General features: G+C 69.5%; 29 protein-coding genes. 7 read left to right on the top strand and 22 right to left on the bottom strand.

Annotated elements, in window-relative coordinates; all coding sequences use genetic code 11:
- The first annotated feature begins 129 nt into the window (after nucleotides 1-129).
- Nucleotides 130-1335 carry an ABC transporter permease gene (locus ACSEEN_RS16590; RefSeq protein WP_440713767.1) on the top strand — a complete coding sequence of 402 codons (1206 nt, stop codon included), beginning with the start codon at nucleotides 130-132 and terminating at the stop codon, nucleotides 1333-1335.
- Between the two features lie 122 nt (nucleotides 1336-1457).
- On the opposite strand, the gene mftD is transcribed toward ACSEEN_RS16590, so the two are convergent.
- From mftD to mftA, 4 genes are read right to left on the bottom strand one after another with little or no spacing between them, the layout of a single operon-like run.
- Complete coding sequence (gene mftD / locus ACSEEN_RS16585) at nucleotides 1458-2675, bottom strand: pre-mycofactocin synthase MftD (protein ID WP_247864993.1); 1218 nt, start codon at nucleotides 2673-2675, stop codon at nucleotides 1458-1460.
- A 57-nt stretch (nucleotides 2676-2732) separates the two neighbouring features.
- Complete coding sequence (mftC, locus tag ACSEEN_RS16580; protein WP_440713766.1) at nucleotides 2733-4028, bottom strand: mycofactocin radical SAM maturase; 1296 nt, start codon at nucleotides 4026-4028, stop codon at nucleotides 2733-2735.
- Between the two features lie 6 nt (nucleotides 4029-4034).
- Complete coding sequence (gene mftB / locus ACSEEN_RS16575) at nucleotides 4035-4361, bottom strand: mycofactocin biosynthesis chaperone MftB (RefSeq protein WP_247864995.1); 327 nt, start codon at nucleotides 4359-4361, stop codon at nucleotides 4035-4037.
- Nucleotides 4361-4447, bottom strand: a complete 87-nt coding sequence (gene mftA, locus ACSEEN_RS16570) for a mycofactocin precursor MftA (RefSeq protein ID WP_247868093.1) — start codon at nucleotides 4445-4447, stop codon at nucleotides 4361-4363. Before mftA ends, mftB begins: the two co-directional genes overlap by 1 nt.
- 115 nt (nucleotides 4448-4562) lie before the next feature.
- Here mftA and mftR point away from each other — a divergent pair, with 115 nt between their 5' ends.
- The 4 genes from mftR to ACSEEN_RS16550 all read left to right on the top strand — a co-directional run bounded on the left by mftR (nucleotide 4563) and on the right by ACSEEN_RS16550 (nucleotide 8671).
- On the top strand, nucleotides 4563-5153 hold the full coding sequence (gene mftR / locus ACSEEN_RS16565) for a mycofactocin system transcriptional regulator MftR (RefSeq protein WP_247864996.1): 591 nt from the start codon (nucleotides 4563-4565) through the stop codon (nucleotides 5151-5153).
- Between the two features lie 85 nt (nucleotides 5154-5238).
- A complete protein-coding gene (locus tag ACSEEN_RS16560; protein WP_371307111.1) occupies nucleotides 5239-6297 on the top strand; it encodes a 2Fe-2S iron-sulfur cluster-binding protein in 1059 nt (352 codons plus the stop codon).
- Nucleotides 6298-7491, top strand: coding sequence for an NAD(P)/FAD-dependent oxidoreductase (locus ACSEEN_RS16555; RefSeq protein ID WP_440713765.1), 1194 nt, complete (start codon nucleotides 6298-6300; stop codon nucleotides 7489-7491). It abuts the gene before it with no gap.
- Nucleotides 7492-7864: 373 nt separating this feature from the next.
- The gene (locus ACSEEN_RS16550) at nucleotides 7865-8671 is read left to right on the top strand and encodes a DNA alkylation repair protein (protein ID WP_298441382.1); all 807 of its coding nucleotides are present in this window, start codon (nucleotides 7865-7867) and stop codon (nucleotides 8669-8671) included.
- Nucleotides 8672-8952: 281 nt separating this feature from the next.
- On the opposite strand, the gene ACSEEN_RS16545 is transcribed toward ACSEEN_RS16550, so the two are convergent.
- The 11 genes from ACSEEN_RS16545 to ACSEEN_RS16495 all read right to left on the bottom strand — a co-directional run bounded on the left by ACSEEN_RS16545 (nucleotide 8953) and on the right by ACSEEN_RS16495 (nucleotide 17888).
- On the bottom strand, nucleotides 8953-9351 hold the full coding sequence (locus ACSEEN_RS16545; protein ID WP_298441384.1) for a DoxX family protein: 399 nt from the start codon (nucleotides 9349-9351) through the stop codon (nucleotides 8953-8955).
- A 25-nt stretch (nucleotides 9352-9376) separates the two neighbouring features.
- The gene (locus tag ACSEEN_RS16540; protein WP_247865001.1) at nucleotides 9377-9889 is read right to left on the bottom strand and encodes a hypothetical protein; all 513 of its coding nucleotides are present in this window, start codon (nucleotides 9887-9889) and stop codon (nucleotides 9377-9379) included.
- The gene (locus tag ACSEEN_RS16535) at nucleotides 9886-10491 is read right to left on the bottom strand and encodes a hypothetical protein (protein WP_247865002.1); all 606 of its coding nucleotides are present in this window, start codon (nucleotides 10489-10491) and stop codon (nucleotides 9886-9888) included. Before ACSEEN_RS16535 ends, ACSEEN_RS16540 begins: the two co-directional genes overlap by 4 nt.
- Nucleotides 10488-11021 (bottom strand): hypothetical protein, encoded by a 534-nt coding sequence (locus tag ACSEEN_RS16530; RefSeq protein WP_247865003.1) that lies wholly within the window; start codon nucleotides 11019-11021, stop codon nucleotides 10488-10490. Before ACSEEN_RS16530 ends, ACSEEN_RS16535 begins: the two co-directional genes overlap by 4 nt.
- The gene (locus ACSEEN_RS16525; RefSeq protein WP_298441388.1) at nucleotides 11018-11638 is read right to left on the bottom strand and encodes an Rv1363c family protein; all 621 of its coding nucleotides are present in this window, start codon (nucleotides 11636-11638) and stop codon (nucleotides 11018-11020) included. The genes ACSEEN_RS16530 and ACSEEN_RS16525 overlap by 4 nt, the downstream gene beginning before the upstream one ends.
- A 246-nt stretch (nucleotides 11639-11884) precedes the next feature.
- Complete coding sequence (locus ACSEEN_RS16520) at nucleotides 11885-12757, bottom strand: SDR family oxidoreductase (protein WP_247865005.1); 873 nt, start codon at nucleotides 12755-12757, stop codon at nucleotides 11885-11887.
- 4 nt (nucleotides 12758-12761) lie between these two features.
- Entirely contained in the window at nucleotides 12762-13352 is a 591-nt protein-coding gene (locus ACSEEN_RS16515) for a TetR/AcrR family transcriptional regulator (RefSeq protein WP_440713764.1), read from the bottom strand.
- Nucleotides 13352-14725, bottom strand: a complete 1374-nt coding sequence (locus tag ACSEEN_RS16510) for a cytochrome P450 (RefSeq protein WP_440713763.1) — start codon at nucleotides 14723-14725, stop codon at nucleotides 13352-13354. Before ACSEEN_RS16510 ends, ACSEEN_RS16515 begins: the two co-directional genes overlap by 1 nt.
- Before the next feature lie 85 nt (nucleotides 14726-14810).
- Nucleotides 14811-15848 carry an o-succinylbenzoate synthase gene (locus tag ACSEEN_RS16505; protein ID WP_371307120.1) on the bottom strand — a complete coding sequence of 346 codons (1038 nt, stop codon included), beginning with the start codon at nucleotides 15846-15848 and terminating at the stop codon, nucleotides 14811-14813.
- 94 nt (nucleotides 15849-15942) lie between these two features.
- Nucleotides 15943-16896 (bottom strand): esterase/lipase family protein, encoded by a 954-nt coding sequence (locus ACSEEN_RS16500; protein ID WP_298441394.1) that lies wholly within the window; start codon nucleotides 16894-16896, stop codon nucleotides 15943-15945.
- Nucleotides 16897-16904: 8 nt separating this feature from the next.
- On the bottom strand, nucleotides 16905-17888 hold the full coding sequence (locus ACSEEN_RS16495) for a hypothetical protein (protein ID WP_298441396.1): 984 nt from the start codon (nucleotides 17886-17888) through the stop codon (nucleotides 16905-16907).
- A 151-nt stretch (nucleotides 17889-18039) separates the two neighbouring features.
- Between ACSEEN_RS16495 and ACSEEN_RS16490 the strand changes: the two genes are divergently transcribed.
- Nucleotides 18040-18942 (top strand): oxygenase MpaB family protein, encoded by a 903-nt coding sequence (locus ACSEEN_RS16490; protein ID WP_247865010.1) that lies wholly within the window; start codon nucleotides 18040-18042, stop codon nucleotides 18940-18942.
- Nucleotides 18943-18992: 50 nt separating this feature from the next.
- On the opposite strand, the gene ACSEEN_RS16485 is transcribed toward ACSEEN_RS16490, so the two are convergent.
- A complete protein-coding gene (locus ACSEEN_RS16485) occupies nucleotides 18993-19277 on the bottom strand; it encodes an endonuclease domain-containing protein (protein WP_440713768.1) in 285 nt (94 codons plus the stop codon).
- Nucleotides 19278-19356: 79 nt separating this feature from the next.
- Nucleotides 19357-20112: an alpha/beta fold hydrolase gene (locus ACSEEN_RS16480; protein ID WP_298441400.1), complete on the bottom strand. Its 756-nt coding sequence runs from the start codon at nucleotides 20110-20112 to the stop codon at nucleotides 19357-19359.
- Between the two features lie 37 nt (nucleotides 20113-20149).
- Here ACSEEN_RS16480 and ACSEEN_RS16475 point away from each other — a divergent pair, with 37 nt between their 5' ends.
- Nucleotides 20150-21100, top strand: coding sequence for an EamA family transporter (locus ACSEEN_RS16475; RefSeq protein ID WP_298441402.1), 951 nt, complete (start codon nucleotides 20150-20152; stop codon nucleotides 21098-21100).
- 6 nt (nucleotides 21101-21106) lie between these two features.
- On the opposite strand, the gene ACSEEN_RS16470 is transcribed toward ACSEEN_RS16475, so the two are convergent.
- The 5 genes from ACSEEN_RS16470 to rpsL all read right to left on the bottom strand — a co-directional run bounded on the left by ACSEEN_RS16470 (nucleotide 21107) and on the right by rpsL (nucleotide 26617).
- A complete protein-coding gene (locus ACSEEN_RS16470; RefSeq protein ID WP_298441404.1) occupies nucleotides 21107-21931 on the bottom strand; it encodes an SHOCT domain-containing protein in 825 nt (274 codons plus the stop codon).
- Nucleotides 21932-22219: 288 nt separating this feature from the next.
- Complete coding sequence (tuf, locus tag ACSEEN_RS16465) at nucleotides 22220-23410, bottom strand: elongation factor Tu (RefSeq protein WP_247865015.1); 1191 nt, start codon at nucleotides 23408-23410, stop codon at nucleotides 22220-22222.
- Between the two features lie 104 nt (nucleotides 23411-23514).
- The gene (gene fusA / locus ACSEEN_RS16460) at nucleotides 23515-25632 is read right to left on the bottom strand and encodes an elongation factor G (RefSeq protein ID WP_247865016.1); all 2118 of its coding nucleotides are present in this window, start codon (nucleotides 25630-25632) and stop codon (nucleotides 23515-23517) included.
- A gap of 136 nt (nucleotides 25633-25768) precedes the next feature.
- Nucleotides 25769-26239: a 30S ribosomal protein S7 gene (rpsG, locus tag ACSEEN_RS16455; protein ID WP_105943289.1), complete on the bottom strand. Its 471-nt coding sequence runs from the start codon at nucleotides 26237-26239 to the stop codon at nucleotides 25769-25771.
- Between the two features lie 6 nt (nucleotides 26240-26245).
- The gene (gene rpsL, locus ACSEEN_RS16450; protein WP_247865017.1) at nucleotides 26246-26617 is read right to left on the bottom strand and encodes a 30S ribosomal protein S12; all 372 of its coding nucleotides are present in this window, start codon (nucleotides 26615-26617) and stop codon (nucleotides 26246-26248) included.
- Nucleotides 26618-26656: the final 39 nt, after the last annotated feature.

The raw sequence follows: 26656 nt of genomic DNA, 5'->3' as shown, positions 1-26656 counted from the left end.
GTCGTCCAGGTCGGTGACCATGTCGGCTCCCATGTCGATGTCGGTGTATGCAACATCGATCCTGGACGACCTCGCTCTTCAGTCCCACACGACACACCCGTCACATCGCCAGGAATCACTCATCTAGACGTGGTCGCGGCGGTGTTCATCATGATCGCGCTGTTCGTCGCGGCGATCGTGATCGCGGGCGGTGTCGACACGGTGATCGCCGGTCGCGTCCGCCAGCTGACCCTGCTGCGGCTGATCGGTGCGGACAGCCGCCAGTTGCGCGCCGGCCTGTTGCGTGCGGTGGTCCGGGTCGCCACCCTCGGCGCGCTGGTGGGAGTGGCCTGTGGTGCCGTGATCCTCGCGATCGTGCGCGCGGTGCTGCGCGCCCGGGATCAGATCCCGGCGGGACACTACGCGGTGGTTCCGGCCGGTGCGATCGTCGTCACTCTCGCGGTGGTGGCGACCGCGGCGGCGGCCACCGTGATCGGTGCGCGCCGTCCTCTCGGCGCGACCGCACTGCGCGGCGCTGCGCCGGTCCGGTCCGGTCTGCGTGGCGCCGTCGCGGCGATCACCGCGATGCTCGGTGCCGCGATGCTGGCGGCCGCCTGCGTCCTCGGGGAACGCGGCAGCCTCGCGGGTTTCGGATTCGCCTTCTTCGGCGCGGCCACCGTCGGCGTCGGCGTGCTGCTCGGCGCACGCCTGTTTCTGCCGCGACTGGTGACCGCGATGGCACGGCTCGGTGGGAACGGTCCGGCCGCGCTCGTCGCCCGGAAGAACGCGGTGAGCGATCCGGCCCGCACATCCAGGTCGACGGTCGGCCTGCTGATCGGTGTCACACTGATCACCACGATCGCGGCCGGGATGAACGCGCTGGAGCGTTCGGTCCGGTCGTGGCACGACCTGACGCCCGCTCAGATGGCCGACACCGAGCGTCTCTTGTCCGCGACCTCTGCGGTGCTGATCGCGCTGATCGCGATCTCGGCGGTGATCGCCGGCGTCGGCTTCGTCTCGACGATGTCGCTCACCGTGATCGCCCGGACCCGGGAGATCGGCATGCTCCGCGCGATGGGTTTCACCGCGCAGCAGGTGCGCGCCATGATCAGTCTCGAATCGCTGGCTCTGTCGGGAACCGCGGCGCTCGCCGGACTCGGGTTCGGGCTCATCTTCGGTTCTGTCGGCAGTCAGTCACTCGTCGGCTCCGTGACCTCCGGCTTCGAACTCGGACTGCCGTGGCCTGCCCTGGTCGGAACCCTGGCGGCGACCGCCGTTCTGGTGCTCCTCGCGTCGCTCCCACCGAGCCGTCGCGCGGTCGCGATCGCGCCGACCGAGGCGCTCGCCATGTCGTGACCGGCGGGCGGCCGGGACCGTTGCGGCGGCACCCGCCGCGGACGACGCCGACGCACTCGAACGCGACACGAACGGCGGGCCCGGAATCCGGGCCCGCCGTTCGCGGGTTCAGAAAGCGACCGCTACTCGCCGAAGACGCGCTCGAAGCCCTCCGGGATGATGAGGTCGGAACGATCGAGATCGGCGACGTCGGCCTTCCCGAGTCCCATCAGCGAGGAATCCAGGCCCATCCGGAGCAGGTCGAGGACGTTCTCGACACCGGTCTGGCCGTTCGCGGCGAGGCCCCACAGGTAGGCGCGGCCGATCATCACGGCCTTCGCGCCGAGGGCGAGCGCCTTGGCCACGTCACTGCCGCGGCGGATGCCGCCGTCGAGCAGCACGTCCACATCCTTGCCGACCGCGTCGGCGATGGGGCCGAGCACCCGGATGGTGGCCGGGGTGCCGTCGAGGTTGTTGCCGCCGTGGTTGGAGACCGAGATGGCGGTGGCACCGATGTCGACGGCCCGCTTGGCGTCGTCCATGCGGGTGATCCCCTTGACCATGAACTCGCCGCCCCACTGCTCGCGCAACCACTGAAGGTCCTCCCAGGTGGGCGGCGGGGTGTTCATCCAGGTGCCGTACACATCGAAGAAGGTGGGGCCGGGCTCGCCCTTGTGCGCGATGTTCGGCGCGGACAGGTCCGGGATCAGGAGCTTACCGTCACGGAACCAGCTCATCGCGTAGCTCGGCTTGGTGATCATCTCCGGCGCCAGCTTGGCGACGGCGCGGACGTCGACCTTCTCCGGGATCTCCGGGCTGCCCCAGTCGCGGCCGACGTTGAAGACCCAGTCGGTGGTGACGATCAGGCCCTTGCAGCCGGCCTCGCGGGCGCGCTGGGCGCGGGCCAGGATGTCCTCGCGGCTACCGAGCCAGTAGATCTGGAAGAAGATCTTGTCGTTGACGGCGGTCACCTCTTCGACGGGCTTGGAGGCGAAGCTCGACAGCCCCATCGCGGTGCCGCGGGCGGCGGCGGCCCGGGCGACGGCGACCTCGCCGTCGGGGTTCACCGCCTGCACCCCGGTCGGGGAGATCATCACCGGGAACGAGAGTTCCTGTCCCATCACCGTCGTGGTGAGGTTGCGCTCGGGCGTCGCTCCCACGACATGCGGTGCGAAACCGAGTTCTTTGAAGGCCTCGACGTTGTCGTTGACGGTGATACCGGCCTGGGTGCCGGCCACCAGCGACGAGTAGACGGTCTTCGGGAGACGCTTCTTCGCACGACGCTGCGCCTCCCCCACGGTCTCGAACCACGGGTTGCGGCGCCACGGGTTCTGTTCAAGGAGTTCGGACAGCTTCGACATGGGGATGGGGACCTTCTCGGATGGGGGTGGAACGAAAGTTGTTGCCGGGCAACGGGTTCAGTGCGTGCCGCAGGCACCCGACGAACACCCGGTGGCGGTCGTCGGCAGGAACCCGGCGAGCGGGTTCTCGTCGCAGTCGCGCGAGGGCGGGCGGGTCATGAGCGTGAGCGGCACACCGCGCGAATGGTCCTTGTTGGCGGTGGGCTTGCTGCGCTCACCGGCCAGCAGCGATTCACCGAAGCCCTGGACGCACTCGGGGTCGGGGCCGTCGAGCGGCAGGCCGGTGAAGAACTTGGCCGCCATGCAGCCGCCGCGGCAGGCGTCGAAGTGCGCGCACTTGGTGCAGGCGCCGGCGCTCTGCGGTTCACGCAGCTGCGTGAACAGGTCGCTGCGCTGCCATATCTCCTGAAAACCGCCGTCGCTCAGGATGTTTCCGGCGAGGAAGTTCTCATGGATGGCGAACGGGCAGGCGTAGACGTCGCCCACCGGGTCGATCAGGCAGACCACACGGCCGGCGCCGCAGAGGTTGAGGCCGGGCAGACCGCTGCCGCCGCCCTTGCTGAAGGCGGACAGGTGGAAGAAGGAGTCGCCGGTGAGCACACGGTCACCGTGCTCCACGAGCCACTCGTACAGGTCGCGCTGCTGCTCGGGCAGGGGATGCAGGTCATCCCAGACGTCGGCGCCGCGGCCGGACGGGCGCAGCCGGGTGATGCGCAGGGTGGCGTCGTACTTGTCGGCGAGGGCTTTGAACTCGTCGAGCTGGGTGACGTTCTCGCGGGTCACCACGACGCTGATCTTGGCGTCCTTGAAGCCCGCGTTCTTGAGGTTCTCCAGCGCGCGGACGGCCATGTCGAACGAGCCGGGGCCGCGCACGGCGTCGTTCACCTCGGCCGTCGCCCCGTCGAGCGAGATCTGGACGTCGACGTAGTCGGTGGCCGCAAGACGCTGCGCCACTTCGGCATTGATCCGCAGGCCGTTGGTGGAGAACTTGACGCCGACCTGGTGGTCGACGGCGTAGTCGACCAGTTCCCAGAAGTCGGGGCGGACCGTCGGCTCGCCGCCGCCGATGTTGACGTAGAAGACCTGCATGCGCTGCAACTCGTCGATGATCGCCTTGCACTGCTCGGTGCTCAGCTCGCGCGGGTCGCGCTTACCGGAGCTGGACAGGCAGTGCACGCACGCGAGGTTGCACGCGTAGGTGAGTTCCCAGGTGAGACAGATCGGGGCGTCGAGCCCCTTCTCGAACTGATCCACCAGGCGGCCGACCTTGGGCGGCGTCGCGGTCGGCAGATCGAGCCGAGGGGCGGTCGACGGCAGATCGAAGACGGACGGGCGAAGGGCTTCAATGGTCATCGCGGTTCACTTCTCGTCGCGGACGGTGATCATCCCGGACTCGGCCAGGGCGGTCAGTGCTTGCAGGTAGAGCGGTCGCTGGTCGTCGGTGATGCCGGCGGCCGCCAGGGCGGACTCCGCGTCGCGATGCTCGGCCAGCGACTGCACCAGATCGACGACGACGAGGTTCTTCAGGAAGCTCAGCTTGCGGGTCCCGAAGTGGTACAGCAGGGCCCCGAACGGCTCCGGGCGGATGGCCACCGACGGATTGACGCGCCAGGGCCGGGAAAGATCGAAGGACGTGCTTCCGGCGGCCGCGAGGCCGCCGGAAGCACTGGTCGACGCGGTGGTCATCAGTAGACGCCGCACATCCCGTCGATGGAGACTTCCTCCACCAGCGATTCGGTGACGAGCTCTTCCCGAGTGTCCTTATCGGCCATGTGAACCAACCTCCTTCTAGGCTGTCCAGTGGTTCACGACACACTGTAATGACACCGGGTGCAAAATCAACCCGTACCGAAAAGTAACCGAAGAACCCATCCGAAAGGACAGGTCATGAAGAGACCAGCGGGACGGCCCCAGGCGACCTCGCGCGCCGAACTCAGCAATCTCGCCATCGACCTGTTCATCGAGCGGGGCTTCGAGGAGACCAGCGTCGACGACGTCGCGGCGGCCGGCGGCATCGCGCGCCGCACGCTGTTCCGCTACTTCCCGTCGAAGAACGCGATCCCCTGGGGCGACTTCGACAGCCACCTCGCGAAGATGCGGCTCCGGCTCCGCAACACCCCCGCGGGCCTCCCCCTCGGCGAGGCCCTCCGCCGAGCCCTCATCGACTTCAACGACGTCCCCGACGTGGAGCACGAACACCACCGCCGGCGCATGCAACTCCTCCTGGGAGTGCCTGCGCTGCAAGCACATTCAATGCTGATGTACGCCGAGTGGCGGCAGATCGTGGCCGAGTACGTCGCCGGCCGGCTCGGTATGCGGCCGGACGGCCACATCCCGCAGACCGTCGCGTGGCAACTCCTCGGCGTCTCCCTCGCCGCCTACGAACGCTGGCTCGCCGACCCCTCATCGGACCTGCTGGCGCTGCTCGACGAGGGCTGCACCGTCCTGACCCACGGCCTCAGCGCCCTGGACGCCTGACATGCCGTCCGGATCGCGATACGTCTGCGATCCGGGGCCTGCTAATCTTGACTAGAACACGTTCTAGTTATCCGGAAGGGTGCCCATGGCCGAGCTGACCCCGCACTCGTCGCGGAGCGCGATCCTGACGGTCGCCGCGGTGATCGACGAGACCGCGGACGCTCGCAGCATCGTCTTCGAGCTGCCGGAGTCGCACACGGACAAATTCAGCGACTACCTGGCCGGCCAGTTCCTGACCCTGCGGATCCCGAGCGAGCAGACCGGTTCGGTGGCCCGCTGCTACTCGCTGTCGTCCGCACCGGGCCGCGGCGAACTGCCCACCGTGACGGTCAAGCGCACCGCCGACGGCTACGGCTCCAACTGGCTCTGCGACAACCTCGCCCCCGGCTGCCAGATCGAATCCCTGCCCCCGTCGGGCGTCTTCACACCGGCGAACATCCACGCCCCGCTGCTGCTGATCGCCGCGGGCTCCGGCGTCACCCCGGTGATGTCGATCCTCAAGACGGCGCTGGCCACCGGCACCGGACCGATCACCTTCTTCTACGCCAACCGCAGCGAGAACGACGTGATCTTCGCCCGCGAGCTACGCGAGCTGCAGGCCGGAAATCCCGGGCGGCTCACCGTGATCCACTGGCTGGAGACGCTCCAGGGCCGCCCGTCGGCGAAGCTGCTGACGACCACATTCCGGCCCATGGCGGCGACGCACACGGCCTACCTCTGCGGCCCCGGCCCCTTCATGGACGCCGTCCATCAGGGCCTCGCGAAGGCCGGATTCGAGCACCACGCCGTGCACACCGAGGTCTACAACTCGCTCTCCGGCGATCCCTTCGAGGACATCGAACTCGAGGAACTGTCCGCCGACGAGGCCGCGGCCGCCGCCGAGGTGGAAGTGGAACTCGACGGCGACACCCACGTCCTCGTCTGGCCGCGCTCACGCTCGCTGGTCGACGTGATGCTGGCCGCCGGGCTCGACGCGCCGTATTCGTGCCAGGAGGGTGAATGCGGGTCGTGCGCGTGCACGCTGACCGAGGGCACTGTCGAGATGGCCAATTCCGGCGCGCTCGACCCGGACGACATCGCCGACGGCTACATCCTCGGCTGCCAGGCCAAACCCACCAGCGACAAGCTGAAAGTCGAGTTCTGAGTGTCTGATCACGTGGTGATCGCCGGCGGCGGTCTCGGCGCCTCCCGGCTCGCCGAGGCCCTGCGCGGCAACGACTTTCCCGGCGCGATCACCATCCTTGCCGCCGAGGACCACCCGCCGTACGACAGGCCTCCCCTGTCCAAATCCGTTCTGCTCGGTGACGACGACCGCGTCGACCTCAAACCCGCCGACTACTACGCCGACAACGACATCGACCTGCGACTGGGCACCCGCGTCACCGGCGTCGACCCCGCGCGGGGCCGGGTCGTCCTCTCCGGTGCGGACGCACCCGCCGAACTGGAGTACGGCACCCTGGTCCTCGCAACCGGACTGCGCCCGCGTCCGTTTCCCGGCGCGGGCGGCGACCTGCCCGGCGTGCACGTGATCCGGACCTATGACGACGCCGCCGCGCTCCGCGCCGAACTCGACGGTGCCCGGCGCGCGGTGGTGATCGGCGCCGGCTTCATCGGCTGCGAGACCTCGGCCAGCCTGACCAAGCGCGGTCTGCGGGTCACGCTCGTGGAACCGGCCCCCGCGCCGCTCGCCGCGGCGCTCGGCCCGGCCGTCGCCCCGTTCGTCACCCGCCTGCACACCGAGGCGGGCGTCGACGTGCGCGCGGCGACGTCGGTGGCGCGGATCCTCGGCGAGGGGCGCGCCACCGGTGTCGAGCTGGACGACGGCACGGTGGTGGACGCCGACCTGGTGGTGGTCGGTATCGGCGGCCGTCCGGACCTGGACTATCTCGCGGGTTCGGGGATCGAACTCGCCGACCCGGCGACCGGCGGCGGTATCGCGTGCGACGAGTCCGGCCGTACCTCCGCACCGCACGTCTACGCCATCGGCGACGCCGCGAACTGGGCGGACGAGCGAGGTGCACGACGCCGCGTGGAGCACTGGAACCACACCGTCGACCAGGCCGTGATCGCCGCCGCCGAGATCGGCGGCCACCCGCGGCCCGCGCCGACCGTGCCCTACTTCTGGACCGACCAGTACGACCTCAAGGTCCAGCTCCTCGGCTCGCCCCGGCCCGACGACACCGTGCACGTGGTGGACGACGACGGCCGGAAATTCCTGGCGTACTACAGCCGCGACGGCGTCCTGACCGGCGTGGTCGGTGCCGGCCGTGTCGGCCGCCTGATGAAGACCCGCCCCCACCTGCTCACCCCCACCCCGGTCGCCGACCTCCTCACGTGACCGTCGAGACCGATCGCCGGCTGAGCCCGCGCCACTAGGAGTCTGCTGAAGAATCAGGATGTTTGCCCCTGCCAGCCGGCCCCGCCGGCGGGTGAGCATTTCGACGGAGCTCAATATGAACTCCGCGAGGAGCCGTGTCGAAACCCATCCTCATGTGGCTGGAAGTCGCCCGAGTCCCAGCGCAGGTGGCGGCGTTTCGACACGGAACTCCGCTGGCGCTTCGTTCCGGCGGGGCGGGCTGCTGTAGGCGATCGCGGCCATTGTTCAGCGGGCTCCTGGCCGAGGAGTGTCGCAACAGCCCGACTGAGCGAGGGCTCGGTACGACGACGACCCGGGCCTCGACTCCGCTCGATCAACGTGGAAGTCTCGCTACATGACGGTCGCCCTTCGACCGCATGTCGTCGCAAGCTCCGCCACGCGAGCTCAGGACCCGCGGAGTCGAGATCGATCGCGGGAATCCGCCGACGATCTTGCGGCGGAGATCCGCGCCCTGGGCGATCCCGAGCGCGCGGCCGGGCAGCGGCGATTCTTCAAGACCGGCCCGGGCGAGTACGGCGAGGGCGACGTGTTCGCCGGCGTCCGGGTGCCGGTCCTGCGCGCCTACGCCAAGCGGCTCGGCGCCCTGCCTTTCGAGACCGTCACCGCGCTGCTCGACGACGAGGTCCACGAGGTCCGGCAGGTCGGGCTCTTCGTCGCCACCGCGAGCGCGGCGAAGGCCGAACCGGCCGTGCGCGCGCACTGGGTCCAGCTCTACCGCGACGCGGTCCGGCGCGGCCGGGTGAACAACTGGGACCTGGTCGACTGCTCCGCGGACCCGCTGCTCGGCGCCTGGCTGGTCGAGCGCGGCGACCATACCGAGCTCCTCGACTGGGCGGCCTCCGCCGATCTGTGGGAACGCCGGGTCGGGGTCATCGGCACCTTCGCGTTCATCAAATCCGGTGCGGCACAGCCGATCCTCGACGTGGCGCCGCTGGTGATCGACGACCGCCGCGACCTGATCCAGAAGGCTCTCGGCTGGATGCTGCGCGAGCTCGGCAAGCGCATCGACCGGCGACTCCTCGAGGACTACCTGGAGGCCCACGCCGCGTATCTGGGCCGCACGGCGCTCAGCTACGCCACCGAACACCTCACCGCCGACCAGCGGGCGCACTACCGCTCACTCCGCCCGCCGACGCGGTAAGACTCGGGCCCGGCTGCCCGCCGGCTGAGCCGCCGAGGCGCCAGCCGGGGAGTGTCGAAGCCACGCCTGGCGGACGTGGGCTCAGCACGACGACGGTAACATGGCGGGTCACGATCCATATTCGCGCACGTGACCGGCCATGTTGCCGTTGTCATGCGGAGTACCGGAGCCACCACCCCGGACGACTGCCCGGCTTCGACACGGCCTCGTCTCTCGGCCTGCTCGGCCGGCGGCGGCGATCCCCGTCCAGACCGGCGGGTGCCCGCACGGGAGAGCCCTCGCTATGCGGCGTTCTCGTCCGAGTGGGACGGGCACGGGCTCTTGCGCCACACGATCAGGGCCCCGGCGATCAGCGGGATCTGCAGCGGGAGGCGCGCCCAGGCGATGGTCTTGAGCAGCGGGCCCTTGTCGACCCACAGGCGCACCGTGTTGATGTTCGCCGGGAACACCGCCACGAACAGCGCGGTCGCGAGAGCGGCGGCCGGGCGGCGCGTGCGGCGCGGCAGCAGCGCCGCACCGATACCCAGCTCGGCGACCCCCGACGCGTAGGTCAGCGTCCGCGGGTCGGCCGGGATCTCCTTCGGGATGATCGCGTCGAACGGCTTCGGCGCGACGAAGTGCAGCACCCCCATGAACAGCAGCAGACCGGACAGTGCCTTGGCGATGCGATCGACGACCATTTCTCGATTCTACCGATCCACCGGACTACTGCGGCGACACCGGCTCCAGCCGGGCCAGCCGCCAGAGGCCGCCGATCCGCCGCATGGTCGCCCACCGGGCCACTCCCACCGTCTCCGGTTCGGGATCGTCGCCGACGCGGATGGTCTGGTCCACGAACAGCAGCGCGCGGGCGTCGTCGGGCCGCAGATCGGTGACGCCGACGTCGAGCACCTTCACCGACATCGTGATGCGCGAGGCCGTCGCTCCGGGGAAGACGACATCCGGTCCGCGCGCTTCGTAGTCGGCCGCGAGGACCCCGGCGAGCTGCGACGACGTCGCCGTACGGCGCGCGGGGTCGTCGGCGGGGGTGAAGGTCATCAGCGCCTCGGCGGCGGTGGCCGCCGCGTGCTCGACGGCCGCGCGCTCGCCCGATTCGTCCTTCCCACCGCGCAGCGCGAGCACCCCGGCGACCAGCGCGACGATCACCGCCGCGCCGACCACGACGGCCCAGCCGGCCAGAAAGCGCCGGTCGGCCGGCACCGCGATGCGCCGGGTCACGCGATCTTCTCCGTCGCCGCGACCAGCCAGCGGTCCCCGCTGCGGACCATCGTGAGGTGAACCGCGACGCGGTCGGTCCCGGGGGCGCCTCCGACCAGCTGGGGCGCGCTCGCCTGCGCCACCACCACGACACCGACCTTTCCGCGGTCGGCCGGCTGGGCGCCGGCGGAGATCACCCGGCCGGTGCTCGGCGCGCCGAGCCCGGCGACCGCCGCCCGCAGTTGCGGGCCCGCCTGGTCCAGGCGCTCGCGCTGCTCGCCGGTGGTGAGCCCGCGGATCCGGGGCAGATAGTCGTCGGCGTGCGCGGGATCGGCGGTGAGCATCTCGGTGACCGCGTGGGCCGCCGCGGCGCGCGCGGCGTCACGCTCGCGCAGACCGTCCTGCGCCGCCGACCGGGAGGCCAGCGCCCAGCCCGTCACGGCGAGCAGAATCACCGCGCCGATGACCGCTGTCACCGCCGTGAGCCGCGCGGCGGCCCGGCGTCGTCGCGCCCGCAGCCGCAGCCGGCCGGCCGCCGCGATCGCGGCGAGTCGCTCGGCACGCACCGCCTCGTCGTAGTCGTCCCGTGCCGCACGCAATCGCCCCGGGTCCGTCGTGCTCACTGGAGTTCGTCCAGACCGCTCAGCAGCCATCGGTCGCCCGACCGCACGAAATCGGCGCTCACTGATTTGACCGCCGAACTGGATTCGGCGCCGGGACCGGCGGTGACCACGACGCGCGCGACGACCAGCGCGGTACCCGCCCGAGCCCGCGCTTCGACCACTCCGACCTGCAACGGTTCCCATCGCACCGACTTGACCCCGGCCGGTGGTCCCGCCGACAGGCCGGTGGTGACCGAGGTCGCGAACGCCCCGGTCACCAGGGTGCGCGCATGGGCGCGATCGGCTTGCCAGGTCTCGGCGCGGGCCGAGAAGACCGCCGCGACGATCGGTCCCGCCTGGCGCTGCAACTGGTCCGCGGTGCCCGCCCGTGCCGCCACCGGTGCGCGTGCGTCCAAGGCGAACGCGCAGCACACGGCCGCCGCCATCAGCACCGCGACGGCCGCGGCGATCGCTGCCCACGACCGCGCGGTCAGCGGCGCCTGGAGCCCGCGGACCACCGCCGGCAGCCGGGATCCGGCGTCGTTCGTCATGGCAGGAACACCACGCCCGCGAGTTTCAGGGCTCCGTCCTCGGGGACCATCACCACGCGCAGCCGCAGTTGCCGGTGCTCGACGGCGACGGGACCGGCCGCGGGCGTCGGTGACGGCTCCCCGGCCTTCGCGGGATCGGCGGCCACGCGCACCGAGGCGGCGACCAGCACCACGCCGCGATCGCCCGCTCGGGAGGCGAGGGCCGCACCGTCGATTCGCGCCGACCCGGAGCTTCCGGCGCGTTCGACGAACCGGGTGTATGCCTGCGCCGACTGCGCGAAGGTGTCGTGGAATTCGCCCGTGGCGCCGTCGAGGATCTCCCGGGCCCGCTGCCGGTCGTCGGCATTCGCCGTGAGCAGCAGTTCCACGCGCTGGGCGGCGGCGTCGACCAGTTGAGCGTCGGTGTATCGGGAGGCCCGATCCACCGCCGACCAGACCGCCGCCCCGGCGCCGACGAGGGCGAGCACCGCGATCACGGCGAGGCCGATCCGGAATCCGGTGGACCAGCGTCGTCGTTCACCGGCGGCGCATTCGGCGACCGCGAGCCGGTCCGCCGCGGCACGACGCGCCGCACGCGCGTCGCGCCACCGCCGTATCTCCGCCGAACCCCGGGTCACCCGATCGACCCTAGTGCTCTCGTGTCCAGGGGTGCGTTTCGACACGACTCGCCTAGCGGCTCGTCGGCTCAACGGGCTACGGGACTGCCCCGCGTCGGGCCGGCGAAGGGCTGAGGGGTGCGTTTCGACACGACTCGCCTTGCGGCTCGTCCGCTCAACGGGCTACGGGGATCTCGGCTCCACGGGCGAAGGGGGCATCGGCTCAACGGGCAAAGGGGGCGTCGGCTCCACGGGCGAAGGGGGCGGCTAGCGCCCGATCCGGGCGTTGTAGTCGGCGCGGGCCCGCTCGTCCGGGTGCAGGAAGATGCTGTCGGTGCCGGTGAGGCGCCGCAGCCGGTTCTTCAGCCCGTGCGGGAGGACAGTGTTGACCCCGACCCAGCCCATCGACGACGGCGCCGTGACCCGCACCCGAGGCCGGGCGATCACCTCGATCACGCGGGCGGCCACCTGTTCGGGCGTGACCGTGGCGACGAGCGAGCCCGTCGTCAGGCCGTCGATCAGTGCGGTGCGGGTGAACGTCGGGAGCACCGCGGACACCCGGACTCCGTGCGGGGTGAGCTCGGCGTCGAGCGCCTCGGAGAACTCGATCACGCCGGCCTTGGCGCCGTTGTAGATGGTGAGCCCGGGGTTCGGCAACCGGCCGGCCACCGACGACACGTTCACGATCTGCCCGCGCCCGGCCGGCACCATCCGGCGCGCCGCGGCCCGGCTGCCCAGCATCACGCCGACCAGATCGATCTCGACGGTGCGGCGGATCAGCGCTTCCGAGTAGTCGAGGAAGGGGCCGACCGGCATGATCCCGGCGTTGTTGATCAGGACGTCGACCGGGCCGAGGCGGCGCTCGACCTCGTCGAGGAAGGCCTCGAACGACGACGACTCGGTGACGTCGAGTTCCAGTCCCTCCACGCCCAGGTCGGCGGCGGCCTTCCCCACGGCATCGGCGTCGATGTCGCCGATCGCGACCCGCGCTCCCGCAGACAGCAACTGCGTCGCGGTCTCGAAGCCGATCCCGCGCGCACCACCGGTGACGGCGATGACCTTGTCTCGAAGCGCTTCCCGGGTCTGGGCGAGCCTGCGGTCGGCACGGGCACGGCGTATCGCCGATGGAGACAGCGTCATCGGATCAGTGGATCATCGGGGCCAGGAAGGTGGCCGCGAACTCGCGGACCGCCTCGGGGGTGCGCTGCGATTCGTCGCTCGCCGGGATCTCCAGGTACGAGATCACCAGGCGGACGTGGATCTCCACGGCGCGGTGCAGCAGATCGTCGGCCATGGTGGCGCCGGCCTTGCGGAGCGACCCGGCGACGCGATCGGTCACCATGTCGATGAAGAGCCCGCTCATCGCCGAGGTGAGCCCGCGGATCTCCGCGTCCTGTACGACCATCCGGTTGAGCAGCGGGTCGATCTCGATCATCTCGGCACCGCGGGCGAACGCCTCGACCACGGCGTCCGCGGGGCTGAGGCCCTCGACGGTCCGCTCGAGGTCGGCCATGCCGCGCTCGAAGGTGTGGTTCGCCAGCGCGATGAGAAGGTTGTCCTTGTTCGGGAAGCGGCGGTACAGCGTCGAACGACTGACGCCCGCGGTCTTCGCGATGGAGTCCATGTTCGCCTGGCGCACGCCGACGTCGGTGAACTCCCGCGCCGCGGCCCGCAGGATCGCGGCCTCCTGTTCCTCCGTCGACGCGGTGACGCGTGCCTTACGAGAGCCCGGCATCAGCGTCGCACCAGGGTGACGGGCAGACGATCCTTGGGTACCGGGAGCGCACTGTAATCCATGGGTAGACGGTATCCCGCGGGCACCGACCACTCGTAGTCGCGCAGCAGATTGTGCATGATCGTCTTGATCTCCATCTGGCCGAAGTACAGGCCGATGCACTTGTGGACCCCGCCGCCGAACGGCATCCACGCCATACGGTGCCCCTTGTCCTCGGCACGCTCCGGCGAGAAGCGCTCGGGGTCGAACCGGCCGGGATCGGTGTAGTACTTCCGGTCCCGGTGATTGGCCATCTGCGGCACGCACACCATGGTGCCCTCCGGGATGAAGCGGCCCAGCACCTGCGTGTCCTTGATGGCCATCCGCGGCTGCGCGGGCACCGGCGGACACATCCGCAGCGACTCCTTCATCACCGCGTCGAGCACGGTCAGGTCGGCGAGGCCGTCGTAGGTGAGCTCCGGACCCAGTTCCATCGACTGCGCCCGCGCGGTGGCCTGCCACTCCGGGTGCTGCGCCATGCGGTACGCCATCTGGGTCATCGTGATGGTCGACGTGTCGTGCGCGGCCATGAGCACGAAGATCATGTGGTTCACCACGTCGTCGTCGCTGAACCGGTGCCCGTCGTCGCTCTCGGCGTGGCACAGCACCGAGAACAGGTCGGGCGTCGCCGTGGCACGTTTCGCCGGGAGATGCTGGTAGAAGAATTCTTCGAGGATCTTGCGGGATCGCAGGCCCTTCCACCACCGCCCACCGGGGACCGGTTTGCGCACCAGGGCGACACCCGCGCGGACCGTCTCGATGAACGCCTTGTTGAGGCGGTCCGCCTCGGCCTTGCTCAGTTCCAGGCCGAGGAATATCTCCAGGGCGACGTCGAGGGTGAGCTTCTTGAACTCCTCCATCAGCAGCACTCGCCCGTGTCGGTCCAGCCCGCTCGCTCCGCTCCCGCTGGTCGGGAACCGCGCGACCCGGTCGACGATCACCGGCTGCATCTCCGCGAAGTAGCCCTTGAGCACGTTCGGCGAGAACGCCTGCTGCATGATGTGCCGGTGGTGGCGGTGCTCGTCGAAGTCGAGCAGCATGATTCCGCGGTTGAAGAACGGCCCGATGAAGAAGCTCCACGCGGGGGGGTTCGCGAACCCCCGGTCCCGGTTCATCAGGATCTCGCTCGCCGCCTCGGCGCCGCTCGCGATCACCATCCGGACTCCGAAGGCGTTGAGGGCGGAAACGTCGCCGTATTCGGCACGACGACGGTCGGCGAACGCGAACGGATCGCGCCGCATGGACAGCACCTCCAGGACCCCGTTGCGGGTGCTGACCGGAACGGGCCGCAGACCGCTCTCGGCGTCGGGCGTGGCGAGCAGCGGCACGGCCATGATTCCTCCTGGAGCGCGAACTATGAAGCAGCTCACTCCATTGAAACAGATTTCGTCATCTGTTTCTAGGATCCGGCTGACGAGGTCAGCGCGCCATCAAGACGGCGTGGCAGCGCCGCAGGCGTTCGATCCACCAGGCGGTGCGCTCGGGCGAGGCGAGCGGCAGGTCGTCGAAGGGCTGCACGATCTTCGGCTTCACCACGCCCTTACGCGGGATGAACGACGGCGCCGTGTCCTCCTCGAAGAGCACCGCCGTGCCGAGTCCGCAGGCGTGGTCGAGCACCGGGAGGGCGGCCGCGGCGGAGACCGACGCCGACATGCCGATCGCGGTGTCGAGCGCACTGGAGATCACCACGTCCATCTTGAGGCCGCTCGCGAGTGCCAGCACCTTGCGCATGCCGCCGAGCGGCGCCACCTTCAGCACCGCGATGTCGGCCGCATCGGCCTTGGCCACCAGCAGCGGATCCTCGGAACGGCGGATCGACTCGTCGGCGGCGATCGGCACGTCCACCACGCGACGCACCGCGGCCAGCTCCTTAATGGTCGCACACGGCTGCTCGACGTATTCCACGTCGCCGATCGCTTCGATGGCCTCGATCGCCGTGGGCACGTCCCACGCCCCGTTCGCGTCGATCCGCACCCGAGGGATCACCTCGCGCGCCGCGGCGACGCGCTGCACATCGTCGTCCAGAGTCTGGCCGGCCTCGGCGACCTTGACCTTGGCGGTCGTCGCGCCGGGGTAACGGGCAAGGACCTCGGCCACCTGGTCGGCGGGCACGGCGGGCACCGTCGCGTTGACCGGCACGGTGTCGCGGACGGCCGGCGGCGGCCCCTGCCAGGCGGCCTCGATCCCGGCGGCGAGCCAGTTCGCGGACTCGACGTCGTCGTACTCGACGAACGGCGAGAACTCGCCCCAGCCCTTGAGGCCGCGGAAGATCATCGCCTCGCGCACGGTGATTCCGCGGAAACGGGTGCGCATCGGCAGGGCCACCACCAGCGCGGACTCTTCGATCACGTCGAGCGGCGGCAGTTGCGGTTTGCTCGCCCGGACGGTGAAGATCGGCATCTCCCCCTGCTTGCCGGGGATGGCGAACGGATTGTTGGCGCCGGGCTGATAGACCATGCTGCGAGCCTACCGAGCGGGACCGGTTCAGCCGGCCGAGGCGTGTCTCCCGAGTCTTCTCCGAGGACCGGAAAGAGACTCGGGAGACAGGCCCTTACCCGCCGAGCCCGGGTGCGACCGGCACGCACGGCACCGGCCGGGGATGCGCCGGATCGAGAGCGTTCAGCACCACCGCCACCGACCGCGGCGACGCGACGATCGAGAGATGGTCGGAGCGGTCGGCCGGACAGGTGTCCTGCAGCACGATGTTGGTGGTGCGCGGGCCGGGCACGTCGCCGTCGGTGTACGGCTCGACGATGCCGTCGTGCCTCGTCATCACGTTGGTGTAGGCGATGCCCGGGACGTAGGGGCCGCCGCCGGCGTTGATCTGATTCATGAAGGCCGAGCCGTACTGCTCCTGGTTGCACTCGGGATAGGGCCACAGGCCACCCGCGCCCACGGAGTCCAGGAACGCCGCGGCGGCGTTGCACGCGCTGCTGTCCTGGCCCTTCCAGTACGGCGCCAGCGAGATGTACTTGTCGACCTCGTGCGCGCCGCCCAGGTATTTGACCCAGTAGGCGGGCATCAGGGTGCCCTCGGAGTGGCCGACGATGTCGACCTGCCGCGCGCCGGTCGCCGCACGCACCCGCGCGACGAATCGCTGCAGCTCGACGGCGCTGGTGCGCATGTCGTTCAGGCCGCCGAGCGCGCTCACCGGCCAGGTCGTGCCCGGCCGCACCCCGTAGGTCAGCGCGAAGACGCAGTAGCCCTCGTTGTGCAGCGCCGGCACCATCGTCGCCCAGTTGGTCTGCCGGTTGCCGCCGGTGCCGTGGACCAGGATCACCGGGTTCGGATGTGCGGCGCTCGGCGTGCAATGCCAGTCGTTGGAGCCGGGCAACGACCCGCCGGGATTCCGCAGCTCGGCCCGGGCACCGTCGAAGAAGTCGTGCGAGACGGGCAGCGTGTCGTGCGCCCGTGCCGCCCCCGGCGCGCCCAGGATCGTCACGACGAGGCACGACGCCACGGTGACCCATACCGCGAGGGTGCGGCGAACCGCGGACGCAGCCATGCCCGACCCTACTGCGGCCGGCCGGCCGGAGAGCCGTACACCGGCCCCGCGGCGTGCACGGGCGCGGATCGGTCGTTCCCGGCGACGAGCTTGTCGACCAGCACGCCGATCCAGGCGAAGACGACCACCACCACGACGACGGGCAGCGCATAGATCACCAGGTCGCTCACCGCGTTCCCGATCGGCGTGTAGGCCGGGCGCCACTCCAGCTTCCCGAGGAGCCAGCACGCCACCGCGGCGATCAGCCCCGCGACCGGCGCGAGGAGCAGCGTCGCCGCCGACCTCCGCCGGGCCCGGAACCAGGCGCACACGATCAGCGTCACCGCGACGAAGATGAAGACCGGAAACGTGGCCTCCGAGCCGACGACGGACCTCAGCGCGCCGTTGTGCGGCAGCCAGAGGTGCAGGGCGACCAGGAGATTCCAGGCGAAGACCACACCGACGGCACCCAGCGCGAACAGCACCGTACCGGTCCGTGAGCGCAGCCGGGTATCGACCGCGGGAATCACGAACAGTGCGGCGACGAGCGGCGGAAGCACCCACAGCCCGCGGAGGAATCCCCACTGCATCGCGGACAGCGAGGTGTGTTCCGAGAGCAGCGATGCCCCGAACGTCGCCAGGAAGCCGAGGCCGAGATAGGCCACCGCGGCGAGGATGCCGCAGACGAATCCGGCGACAGTTCCCCCGTTCCCACCGGATCGCGCGGGCACGGGGGTCTGCGGAAGGTAGCCGGGCGCCGAGGGCGGATAACCCGGCCCGGGGTAGGCGGGCGCCGAGGGCGGATAGCCCGGCGCGCGGTAGCCGGGTGCGGCGGGCGGATGAGCGGGCGCCGGGTACCCGGGCGGCGGGGCCGGATACCCGGCGTGTGCGGGCATTCCGGCGGGCGCAAGGCCCGGCGCGGCCGTCCGCGGGCGGCCGGACGCGTCGTCGAGCGCACCGTACGTGGGCGGCGGCCCCGGTGCGGCATGGCGGGGCGCTTGCGGCTGACTCATGGGGCGACAGTATCCCGTCCCTGGCCCGACCGCCGGAGCGAGCGGGATCGCCACCTCACGATCATCGGACAGATGGGAACAATCCGGCATACCCACCCCATATTGGCACAATTACTGAGTTCTGTTTCAATCTCGCGCTACGCTGGATCCCATGACCACCGACTTCTCCACGGGGGTGCGCGAGGCGGAGCCGAGCATCCTGGGCACCGATGAACCCGAACTCCGGCTCGGCGCCGACTCGCTGCTGTGGAAATTCGCCGGGGACGTGCGCATGGTGTTCGGATTCCAGCGGCTCGCCGGCACGGAGAACTGCATCGAGCAGCTCGCCCAGGGGGTCGAGGACCATTCGGTGATCTTCAGCGACTTCCTCGGCCGTGCGCGCCGGACCGGGCCGCCGGTGATGCGCACCATCTACTCCGACGACCCGTACGCGTGGGGCCACCGGGTCCGCGACTTCCATCGCGAGATCAAGGGCACCATCGCCGACGGTTCCCGCTACCACGCGCTCAACCCCGAACTGTTCTATTGGGCGCACGCGACCTTCGTCGACCAGGTCCTGTACATCACCGACACCTTCATCCGGCGACTCTCGTACGAGGAGAAGGTGCAGATCTTCGACGAGAGCAAGGTCTGGTATCAGCTGTACGGCGTCAGCGACCGGAGCCAGCCGCAGACGTACGAGGAGTTCCGCGCGTACTGGCAGTCGATGTGCGAGCGATTCGTCCCGACGCGGACGATCGTGTACGCGACCGGCTATCTCCGGAAGGGACTGCCCCGGCCGCGGCGGATCCCCGGACCGCTGTGGCGGATGACGTCGGCGCCGTTGAACGCCGCGCTGCGGCTGGTCGTGATCGGCACCCTTCCCCCGGAGATGCGCGAGGTCTGCGACCTGGACTGGTCACCACGCAGGCAACGCCGGTTCGACAGGTTCGCGGCGCTGATGCGCGCGGCCAACCCGCTGTTCAACCGGCTCCCCCTGCGGTGGCTCTACGTGCCGTGGGCCTTCGAGGGCTGGACCCGCACCGGTGCCGACCCCCGGCGTATCCACAACTGAACCACGGGGCGCCGGCCGCGGCGTTCGGACCTCATCGCTCCGTCGCGTCGTCAACCGGCCAGGAACATCCTGTCCCGGAGAGGACCGATCACCGGTTCCAGGCAGCCCGCCGGATCGCCGGTGAGGTCGTGCCGGCTGAAGCTCAGGGTGACCCCTCCGGCGGTGGCGAGGGCGTTGCGCTTGCGCATGTCCCGCGAGAACGCCTTGTGGTCCCGGTGATGTGCCCACCCGTCGATCTCGACCGCGACCTTCAGCTCCGGCCAAGCGAAGTCCACGACCCAGCCATGGAACGGATACTGCTGCACACGGCCTTCGAGCGCCTCCGTCCTGACCAGATTCCTGGAACCGGACGTTTCTACGGTCGGCGACCGTAGAAACGTCCGGTCTCGCGGCCGTCCCCGGTCGAGCCCCGGTTCACCCCAGCAGGTGGCGCCGCACGGCGACGGTGAACTCGCGCGGACGGTCGCGGTGCACGCTGTGGCTGGACGGGATGGTCGTGAACTCCCCGTTCGGCAGCACGTCGGCGATCCGGCGCAGATGCCGCGGCGCGAGGAAGCTCCGCTCCCCGCCGGACACCACGAGCACGGGCGCCGACAACGCCCCGAGTCCGTCCCACCAGTCCGTATCGACCCGCTCGAACTGCCGGCCCACCTGGTCCGGCACGGTGCGGTCGAACCGGACCAGGGTCATCGGGCTGGTCACCACCGCGCGGATCCCGCGGAGCCGATCCCCCAGCCCGGCGAACGCCGGCACGACCTTCTCCTCCAGATCCGCCGCGCTCTGCGGCATGGGCGGCGGTTCCTCCAGCACCAGCCGCCCCACCCGGTCGGGCCGGGTCATCGCGAGCCGCAGCGCGGAGTGCGCACCCAGCGAATGCGCGACCACATCCACCCGGGGCACGGCGAGGTCATCGAGGACCGCGCCGAGATCTTCCGCGAAGTCGCCGAGCCCGTAACGGCGGGCGCGCTGACTGTGGCCGTGTCCGCGCAGGTCGACGGCGATGGTGCTCCGCCCGGCGGCGCGCAGTGCCGACGCCACGCGCCGCCACGTTCCGTGGTCGCCGCCCATGCCGTGCACGAGCAGGACCGGTCGCTCGTCGTCCACGGACGGCCGCCGTCGCACCTCGACGGCGAGATCCGGCGCCTCTCCGTCCCGCTGAATCACCCGCACGGGTATCTACTGTAGGCGGAGGCGCTAGCGTGACCGGGTGCGAGACTCACGATTCACCAGTGGCTTGGCCTTCGCCGCGGTGTCGGCGGCGTCGTTCGGCCTGTCGGGCACCGTCGCCCGGTCCCTGCTCGAGATCGGCTGGTCGGCCGGGGCGGCGGTGACCGCGCGGATCACGATCGCCGGACTGGTGCTGCTACTCCCTGCGGTGTGGAGCCTGCGCGGCCGGTGGCATACCCTCGCGAACGGCCGGGTCTGGGGCGCGATAGTGACATACGGCCTGGTCGCGGTCGCCATCCCCCAACTCTGCTACTTCTACTCCGTGATGACGCTGCAGGTCGCGGTCGCCCTGCTGATCGAGTACATCGCGCCGGTCGCCGTAGTGATCTGGATGTGGGCGCGGCACGGCCAGCGCCCGACGTGGCTGACCGCCGCGGGCGCGGTGATCGCGGCCATCGGCCTCGCGCTGATCCTTCAGGTATTCGGCGGTGTCAGCCTCGACGCGGTCGGTGTCGCGTGGGCGCTCGGCGCGATGCTGGGCGCGGCGGGCTTCTTCATCCTGTCCGCGCACACCGCACCCGACCTGCCCGGCATCGCACTCGCGTCGGGCGGTCTTCTCGCCGCCGGGCTCGGACTCGGCCTGGCCGGGCTGCTCGGGGTGCTGCCGATGGCGGAATCGACGGACGACGTCGAGCTGGCCGGTGCGCCGCTGCCCTGGTGGGCGGCCGTGGCCCTGCTCGCCCTGGTCACCGCTGCGCTCGCCTACGTCACCGGGATCGCCGCCACCCGGCGGCTCGGCGCCCGCCTCGCCTCCTTCGTCGCACTGTCCGAGGTGGTCGCCGCGGTGATCTTCGCCTGGGCGCTGATCGGCGAGGTGCCGACCGCGGTGCAGCTCGCCGGCGGTGCGCTGATCCTGATCGGCGTCATCGTCGTGAAGCTGGGCGAGCGCGAGCCGATCCGCCCCGACGAACTCGACCTGGTCGATCCGTGACGCGGCTCAGAGGCTGCCGAGGATCTTGGCGCGGAGGTCGTCGTACTCGGCTCGTGAGATCCGGCCGCCCGCGAACAGGCCGTCGATCTCGTTGAGCCGCTGCGTCACGGTGCGCCGGTCCGGGGCCGCGGCCGCCGGTTCCGGCGATCCGGCCGGGCCGCGCGTCTTCCCGTATCGGCGAGCGATCTCCAGGACCTCGCCGCGCACCTGCGGATCGCCACGCAGATCCAGCGTGCCCTGGACGGGGATACCGTTGCGCGACAGGATGTCCAGCACCTGGACGAGCGCCTCGCGGTTGCCGGTGAGGTCGTAGTCGACGCCGTCCTCGGTCGAGGTCATCACGGCGGGGACCGAACCGGCGTAGAGCTGGGTCAGGTCCCAGTCGACCTCGAACTTCTGCGTCTCCGGATCGACCTGTACGGCCAGCACCCGGCTCGGCAGGAGTCCGACGGCGATCGTCGGGACGGTCATCCGCTTGGTCGCGGTGAACGACGGCACGCGCGGCCCGTGGATCCGCAGGTCGAAGGCGATCACCCGCCGGTCGTTGATCTCCATGCCGGTCTCCTGCAGCGACGTGACCTCGGCGACGGCCGGGCAGCCGGAGACCGCCAGCCGGGACGACTCCGCGCGGCCCCGGACGGTCGCCGTCGTGAGGCCCAGCGCGATCAGGACGTCGACGACCGTGATCCCTAGGCCCGCCCACAGCATCCACCGGGCGTCGTCGCTGCCGATCGCGAAGTAGCCGATCAGGAAGATCGGTCCGACGATCCCGGCGACGAGCATGAAAGCGAAGTACTTCAGAAACGTCTTGATGAAGTCGGCACCGTCCATGAGCGGGAGCCTAGCGACCGCACGCCGCGAGCGCGACGCCCGCGGCCGTTCCGGAAATGCGGCATTCCGCGGTGTCCACGACCCTCACCGCCGACTCGCCCGTGCTCGAGTGCCGCGGCGACGGTGTCACGGATGCACGAAGTGCCCGCCCCGGACGAACCGGAACCCTTCGACCGCGTGTCGTCGCAGGCTCCGCCACGCATGCTCAGGACAGGCGGACGAAACACGAAGTGCCCGCCCCGGACGAACCGGAACGGGCACTTCGAGAAAGACCTCAGAGAGTCAGACTCACTTGATGATCTTGGTGACGCGGCCGGCACCGACGGTGCGGCCACCCTCGCGGATGGCGAAGCGCAGGCCCTCGTCCATGGCGACCGGCTGGATGAGCTTCACGGTCATCTCGGTGTTGTCGCCCGGCATGACCATCTCGGTGCCCTCGGGGAGGGTCACGACGCCGGTCACGTCCGTGGTACGGAAGTAGAACTGCGGACGGTAGTTGTTGAAGAACGGGGTGTGGCGGCCGCCCTCGTCCTTCGACAGGATGTACGCCTGGCCCTCGAACTCGGTGTGCGGGGTGGTGGTACCCGGCTTCACGATGACCTGACCGCGCTCCACGTCCTCACGCTTGAGGCCGCGCAGCAGCAGACCGGCGTTGTCGCCGGCCTGGGCCGAGTCGAGCAGCTTGTGGAACATCTCGATACCGGTGACGGTGGTCTTGGTGCTCTTCTCGCGGATGCCGACGATCTCGACTTCCTCGTTCACGTGGACCTCGCCGCGCTCCACACGACCGGTGACCACGGTGCCGCGGCCGGTGATGGTGAAGACGTCCTCGACGGGCATCAGGAACGGCTTGTCGGTCTCGCGGACCGGGTCCGGCACCGAGTCGTCGACGGCCTGCATGAGGTCCTCGACCGACTTGACCCACTTCGGGTCACCCTCGAGCGCCTTCAGCGCCGAGATCGGGATGACCGGGGCGTCCTCGTCGAACTCCTGGGCGGCCAGCAGTTCGCGGACCTCCATCTCGACGAGCTCCATGATCTCCTCATCGTCGACCATGTCGGCCTTGTTGAGGGCGACCAGGATGTAGGGCACGCCGACCTGGCGGGCGAGCAGCACGTGCTCACGGGTCTGCGGCATCGGGCCGTCGGTGGCGGCCACGACCAGGATCGCGCCGTCCATCTGGGCGGCACCGGTGATCATGTTCTTGATGTAGTCGGCGTGACCCGGAGCGTCGACGTGAGCGTAGTGACGCTTCTCGGTCTGGTACTCGACGTGGGAGATGTTGATCGTGATACCACGAGCCTTCTCCTCCGGAGCCTTGTCGATCTGATCGAAAGCGAAGCTCTCGTTCAGGTCCGGGTACTTGTCGGCCAGCACCTTGGTGATGGCGGCCGTGGTGGTGGTCTTGCCGTGGTCGACGTGACCGATGGTGCCGATGTTCACGTGCGGCTTGGTCCGCTCGAACTTCGCCTTGCCCACTTGTGTCCTCCTGGACTCGGGTCTACCGGGGCGTTCCCGGCAGAGGTCTGTGTTTACTAGTTTATTGCGCCGCAGCGCGGGTCCGCCCGGGCGGGCCGGAGAAGTTACTCTCCGGTCGCCTTCGCGATGATCTCCTTCGACACGTTCGCCGGAACCTCGGCGTACGAGTCGAAAACCATGGAGTAGTTAGCTCGGCCCTGAGTCTTCGACCGCAGGTCTCCGATGTAGCCGAACATCTCCGACAGCGGAACCTGAGCCTTGACGACTCGAGCACCGCTGCGCTCCTCCATGGCCTGGATCTGGCCACGGCGGGAGTTCAGGTCGCCGATGACGTCGCCCATGTAGTCCTCCGGAGTCGTGACCTCGACGGCCATGATCGGCTCCAGAATGACGGGCTGTGCCATGCGTGCAGCCTCTTTGAGAGCCTGCGAACCGGCGATCTTGAAGGCCATCTCCGAGGAGTCGACGTCGTGGTACTGACCGTCGAGCAGGGTGACCTTCAGGTTGACCAGCGGGTAGCCGGCCAGCACGCCGTACTGCATCGCGTCCTGCGCACCGGCATCCACCGACGGGATGTACTCGCGCGGGACACGACCGCCGGTGACGGCGTTCTCGAACGCGTAGGTGGCGCCTTCCTCGGCGTCGACCAGCGGCTCGAGCTTGATCTGGACCTTCGCGAACTGGCCCGATCCACCCGTCTGCTTCTTGTGGGTGTAATCGTGCTTCTCGACGGTCTTGCGGATCGTCTCACGGTAGGCGACCTGCGGCTTGCCGACGTTCGCCTCGACCTTGAACTCGCGACGCATACGATCGACGAGGATGTCGAGGTGGAGCTCGCCCATACCGCCGATGACGGTCTGGCCGGTCTCCTCATCGAGCTGCACCGAGAAGGTCGGATCCTCTTCGGCGAGCTTCTGGATCGCGACGCCCAGCTTCTCCTGGTCGGACTTGGTCTTCGGCTCGATCGAGACGTTGATGACCGGGTCCGGGAAGGTCATGGACTCCAGGACGATCGGGTTGGCCGGATCGCACAGGGTGTCGCCCGTGGTGGTGTCCTTCAGGCCGATCATCGCGTAGATGTGGCCCGCGACGGCGTCGTCGACCGGCATCTCCTTGTTGGCATGCATCTGGAAGAGCTTGCCGATGCGCTCCTTCTTGCCCTTGGTGGCATTCAGGACCTGGGTGCCGGGTTCGACCTTGCCCGAGTAGACGCGGACGAAGGTCAGCTTGCCGAAGAACGGGTGCGCGGCGATCTTGAAGGCCAGAGCCGAGAACGGCTCGTCCTTGCTGGGCTTGCGAACCAGCTGCTCTTCCTCGTTGCCGAGGGCGTGACCGTGCACCTCACCGATGTCCAGCGGACTCGGCAGGTAGTCGATCACGGCGTCGAGCATCGGCTGCACGCCGCGGTTCTTGAACGCGGAACCACACAGCACCGGGTACAGCTCGGAGTTGACGGTCATCTTGCGGATGGCGCCCTTGATCTCCTCGACCGTGAGCTCCTCGCCGGAGAAGTACTTCTCCATGAGGGACTCGTCGGACTCGGCGACGGTCTCGAGCAGCTGCTCGCGGTACTCGGCGGCCCGGTCGGCGAGATCGGCGGGGATCTCCTGCACCTCGTACGAGGCACCCATCGTCACGTCGCCCTTGGCGTCGCCCGGCCAGACCAGCGCGCGCATCTCGACGAGGTCGACGACGCCGACGAAGTCGTCCTCGGCACCGATCGGGAGCTGCACGACCAGCGGCTTCGCGCCCAGGCGATCGATGATCGTCTGCACGGTGAAGTAGAAGTCCGCGCCCATCTTGTCCATCTTGTTGACGAAGCAGATGCGCGGGACGTCGTACTTGGCGGCCTGGCGCCAGACCTGCTCCGACTGGGGCTCGACGCCCTCCTTGCCGTCGAAGACGGCGACGGCACCGTCGAGCACGCGGAGGCTGCGCTCCACCTCGACGGTGAAGTCGACGTGACCCGGGGTGTCGATGATGTTGATCTGGTTCTTGTTCCAGAAACAGGTGACGGCGGCGGAGGTGATGGTGATACCCCGCTCCTTCTCCTGCTCCATCCAGTCGGTGGTCGACGCACCGTCGTGGGTCTCACCGATCTTGTAGTTGACACCCGTGTAGAACAGGATGCGCTCGGTGGTGGTGGTCTTGCCGGCATCGATGTGCGCCATGATGCCGATGTTGCGGACCTTGGTGAGGTCGTTCAGCACTTCCTGTGCCATTGGGTTCCTTCGGAAGTTAGAGGACTTGAGGCTGTCTTCATCTCGGGGCGCTCGCGCCGCCGAGACAAGTCTGGCGGGCCGTGGCGACATCCGCTGAACTGCGAATGCCGCCGCGGCGGCCGCTCAGACTAGAAGGTCACCAGCGGTAGTGGGCGAAGGCGCGGTTGGCCTCGGCCATCTTGTGGGTGTCCTCGCGTCGCTTGACGGAGGCGCCCAGGCCGTTGGAGGCGTCCAGCAGCTCGTTGGCGAGGCGCTCGACCATGGTCTTCTCGCGGCGCTGCCGGCTGAAGGTGACCAGCCAGCGCAGGGCCAGCGTGTTGGCGCGGCCCGGCTTGACCTCGATCGGCACCTGGTAGGTGGCACCGCCGACGCGGCGGCTCTTGACCTCGAGGGTGGGCTTGACGTTGTCGAGCGCACGCTTGAGGGTGATGACCGGATCGGTGCCGGTCTTCTCGCGGGTGGCCTCGAGGGCCTCGTACACGATCCGCTCGGCGGTCGACTTCTTGCCGTCGAGCAGGATCTTGTTCACCAGCTGGGTGACCAGCGTCGAACCGTAGACCGGGTCGTTGACGAGGGGGCGCTTGGGTGCGGGTCCTTTACGTGGCATGACTTATCAGTTCCCCTTCTTGGCGCCGTAGCGGCTGCGAGCCTGCTTGCGGTCCTTGACACCCTGGGTGTCGAGCGAGCCGCGGATGATGCGGTAACGAACACCCGGGAGGTCCTTCACACGGCCACCGCGGACGAGCACCATCGAGTGCTCCTGCAGGTTGTGGCCCTCACCGGGGATGTATGCGGTGACCTCGACGCCGCTGGTGAGGCGCACGCGGGCGACCTTACGCAGAGCGGAGTTCGGCTTCTTCGGGGTGGTGGTGTACACGCGGGTGCACACGCCGCGGCGCTGCGGGCTGCCCTTCAGAGCGGCGGTCTTCTTGACGGAGACCTTGTCCTTGCGGCCCTTGCGGACCAGCTGGTTAATAGTTGGCACTGAGTTCTTTCTCCTCGTGACCGGCGGGCGCCGGTCGTT

This window comes from Gordonia marina, from assembly GCF_052036135.1.
Lineage (GTDB): Bacteria > Actinomycetota > Actinomycetes > Mycobacteriales > Mycobacteriaceae > Gordonia.
This window is presented reverse-complemented; position numbering and strand designations above follow the sequence as displayed.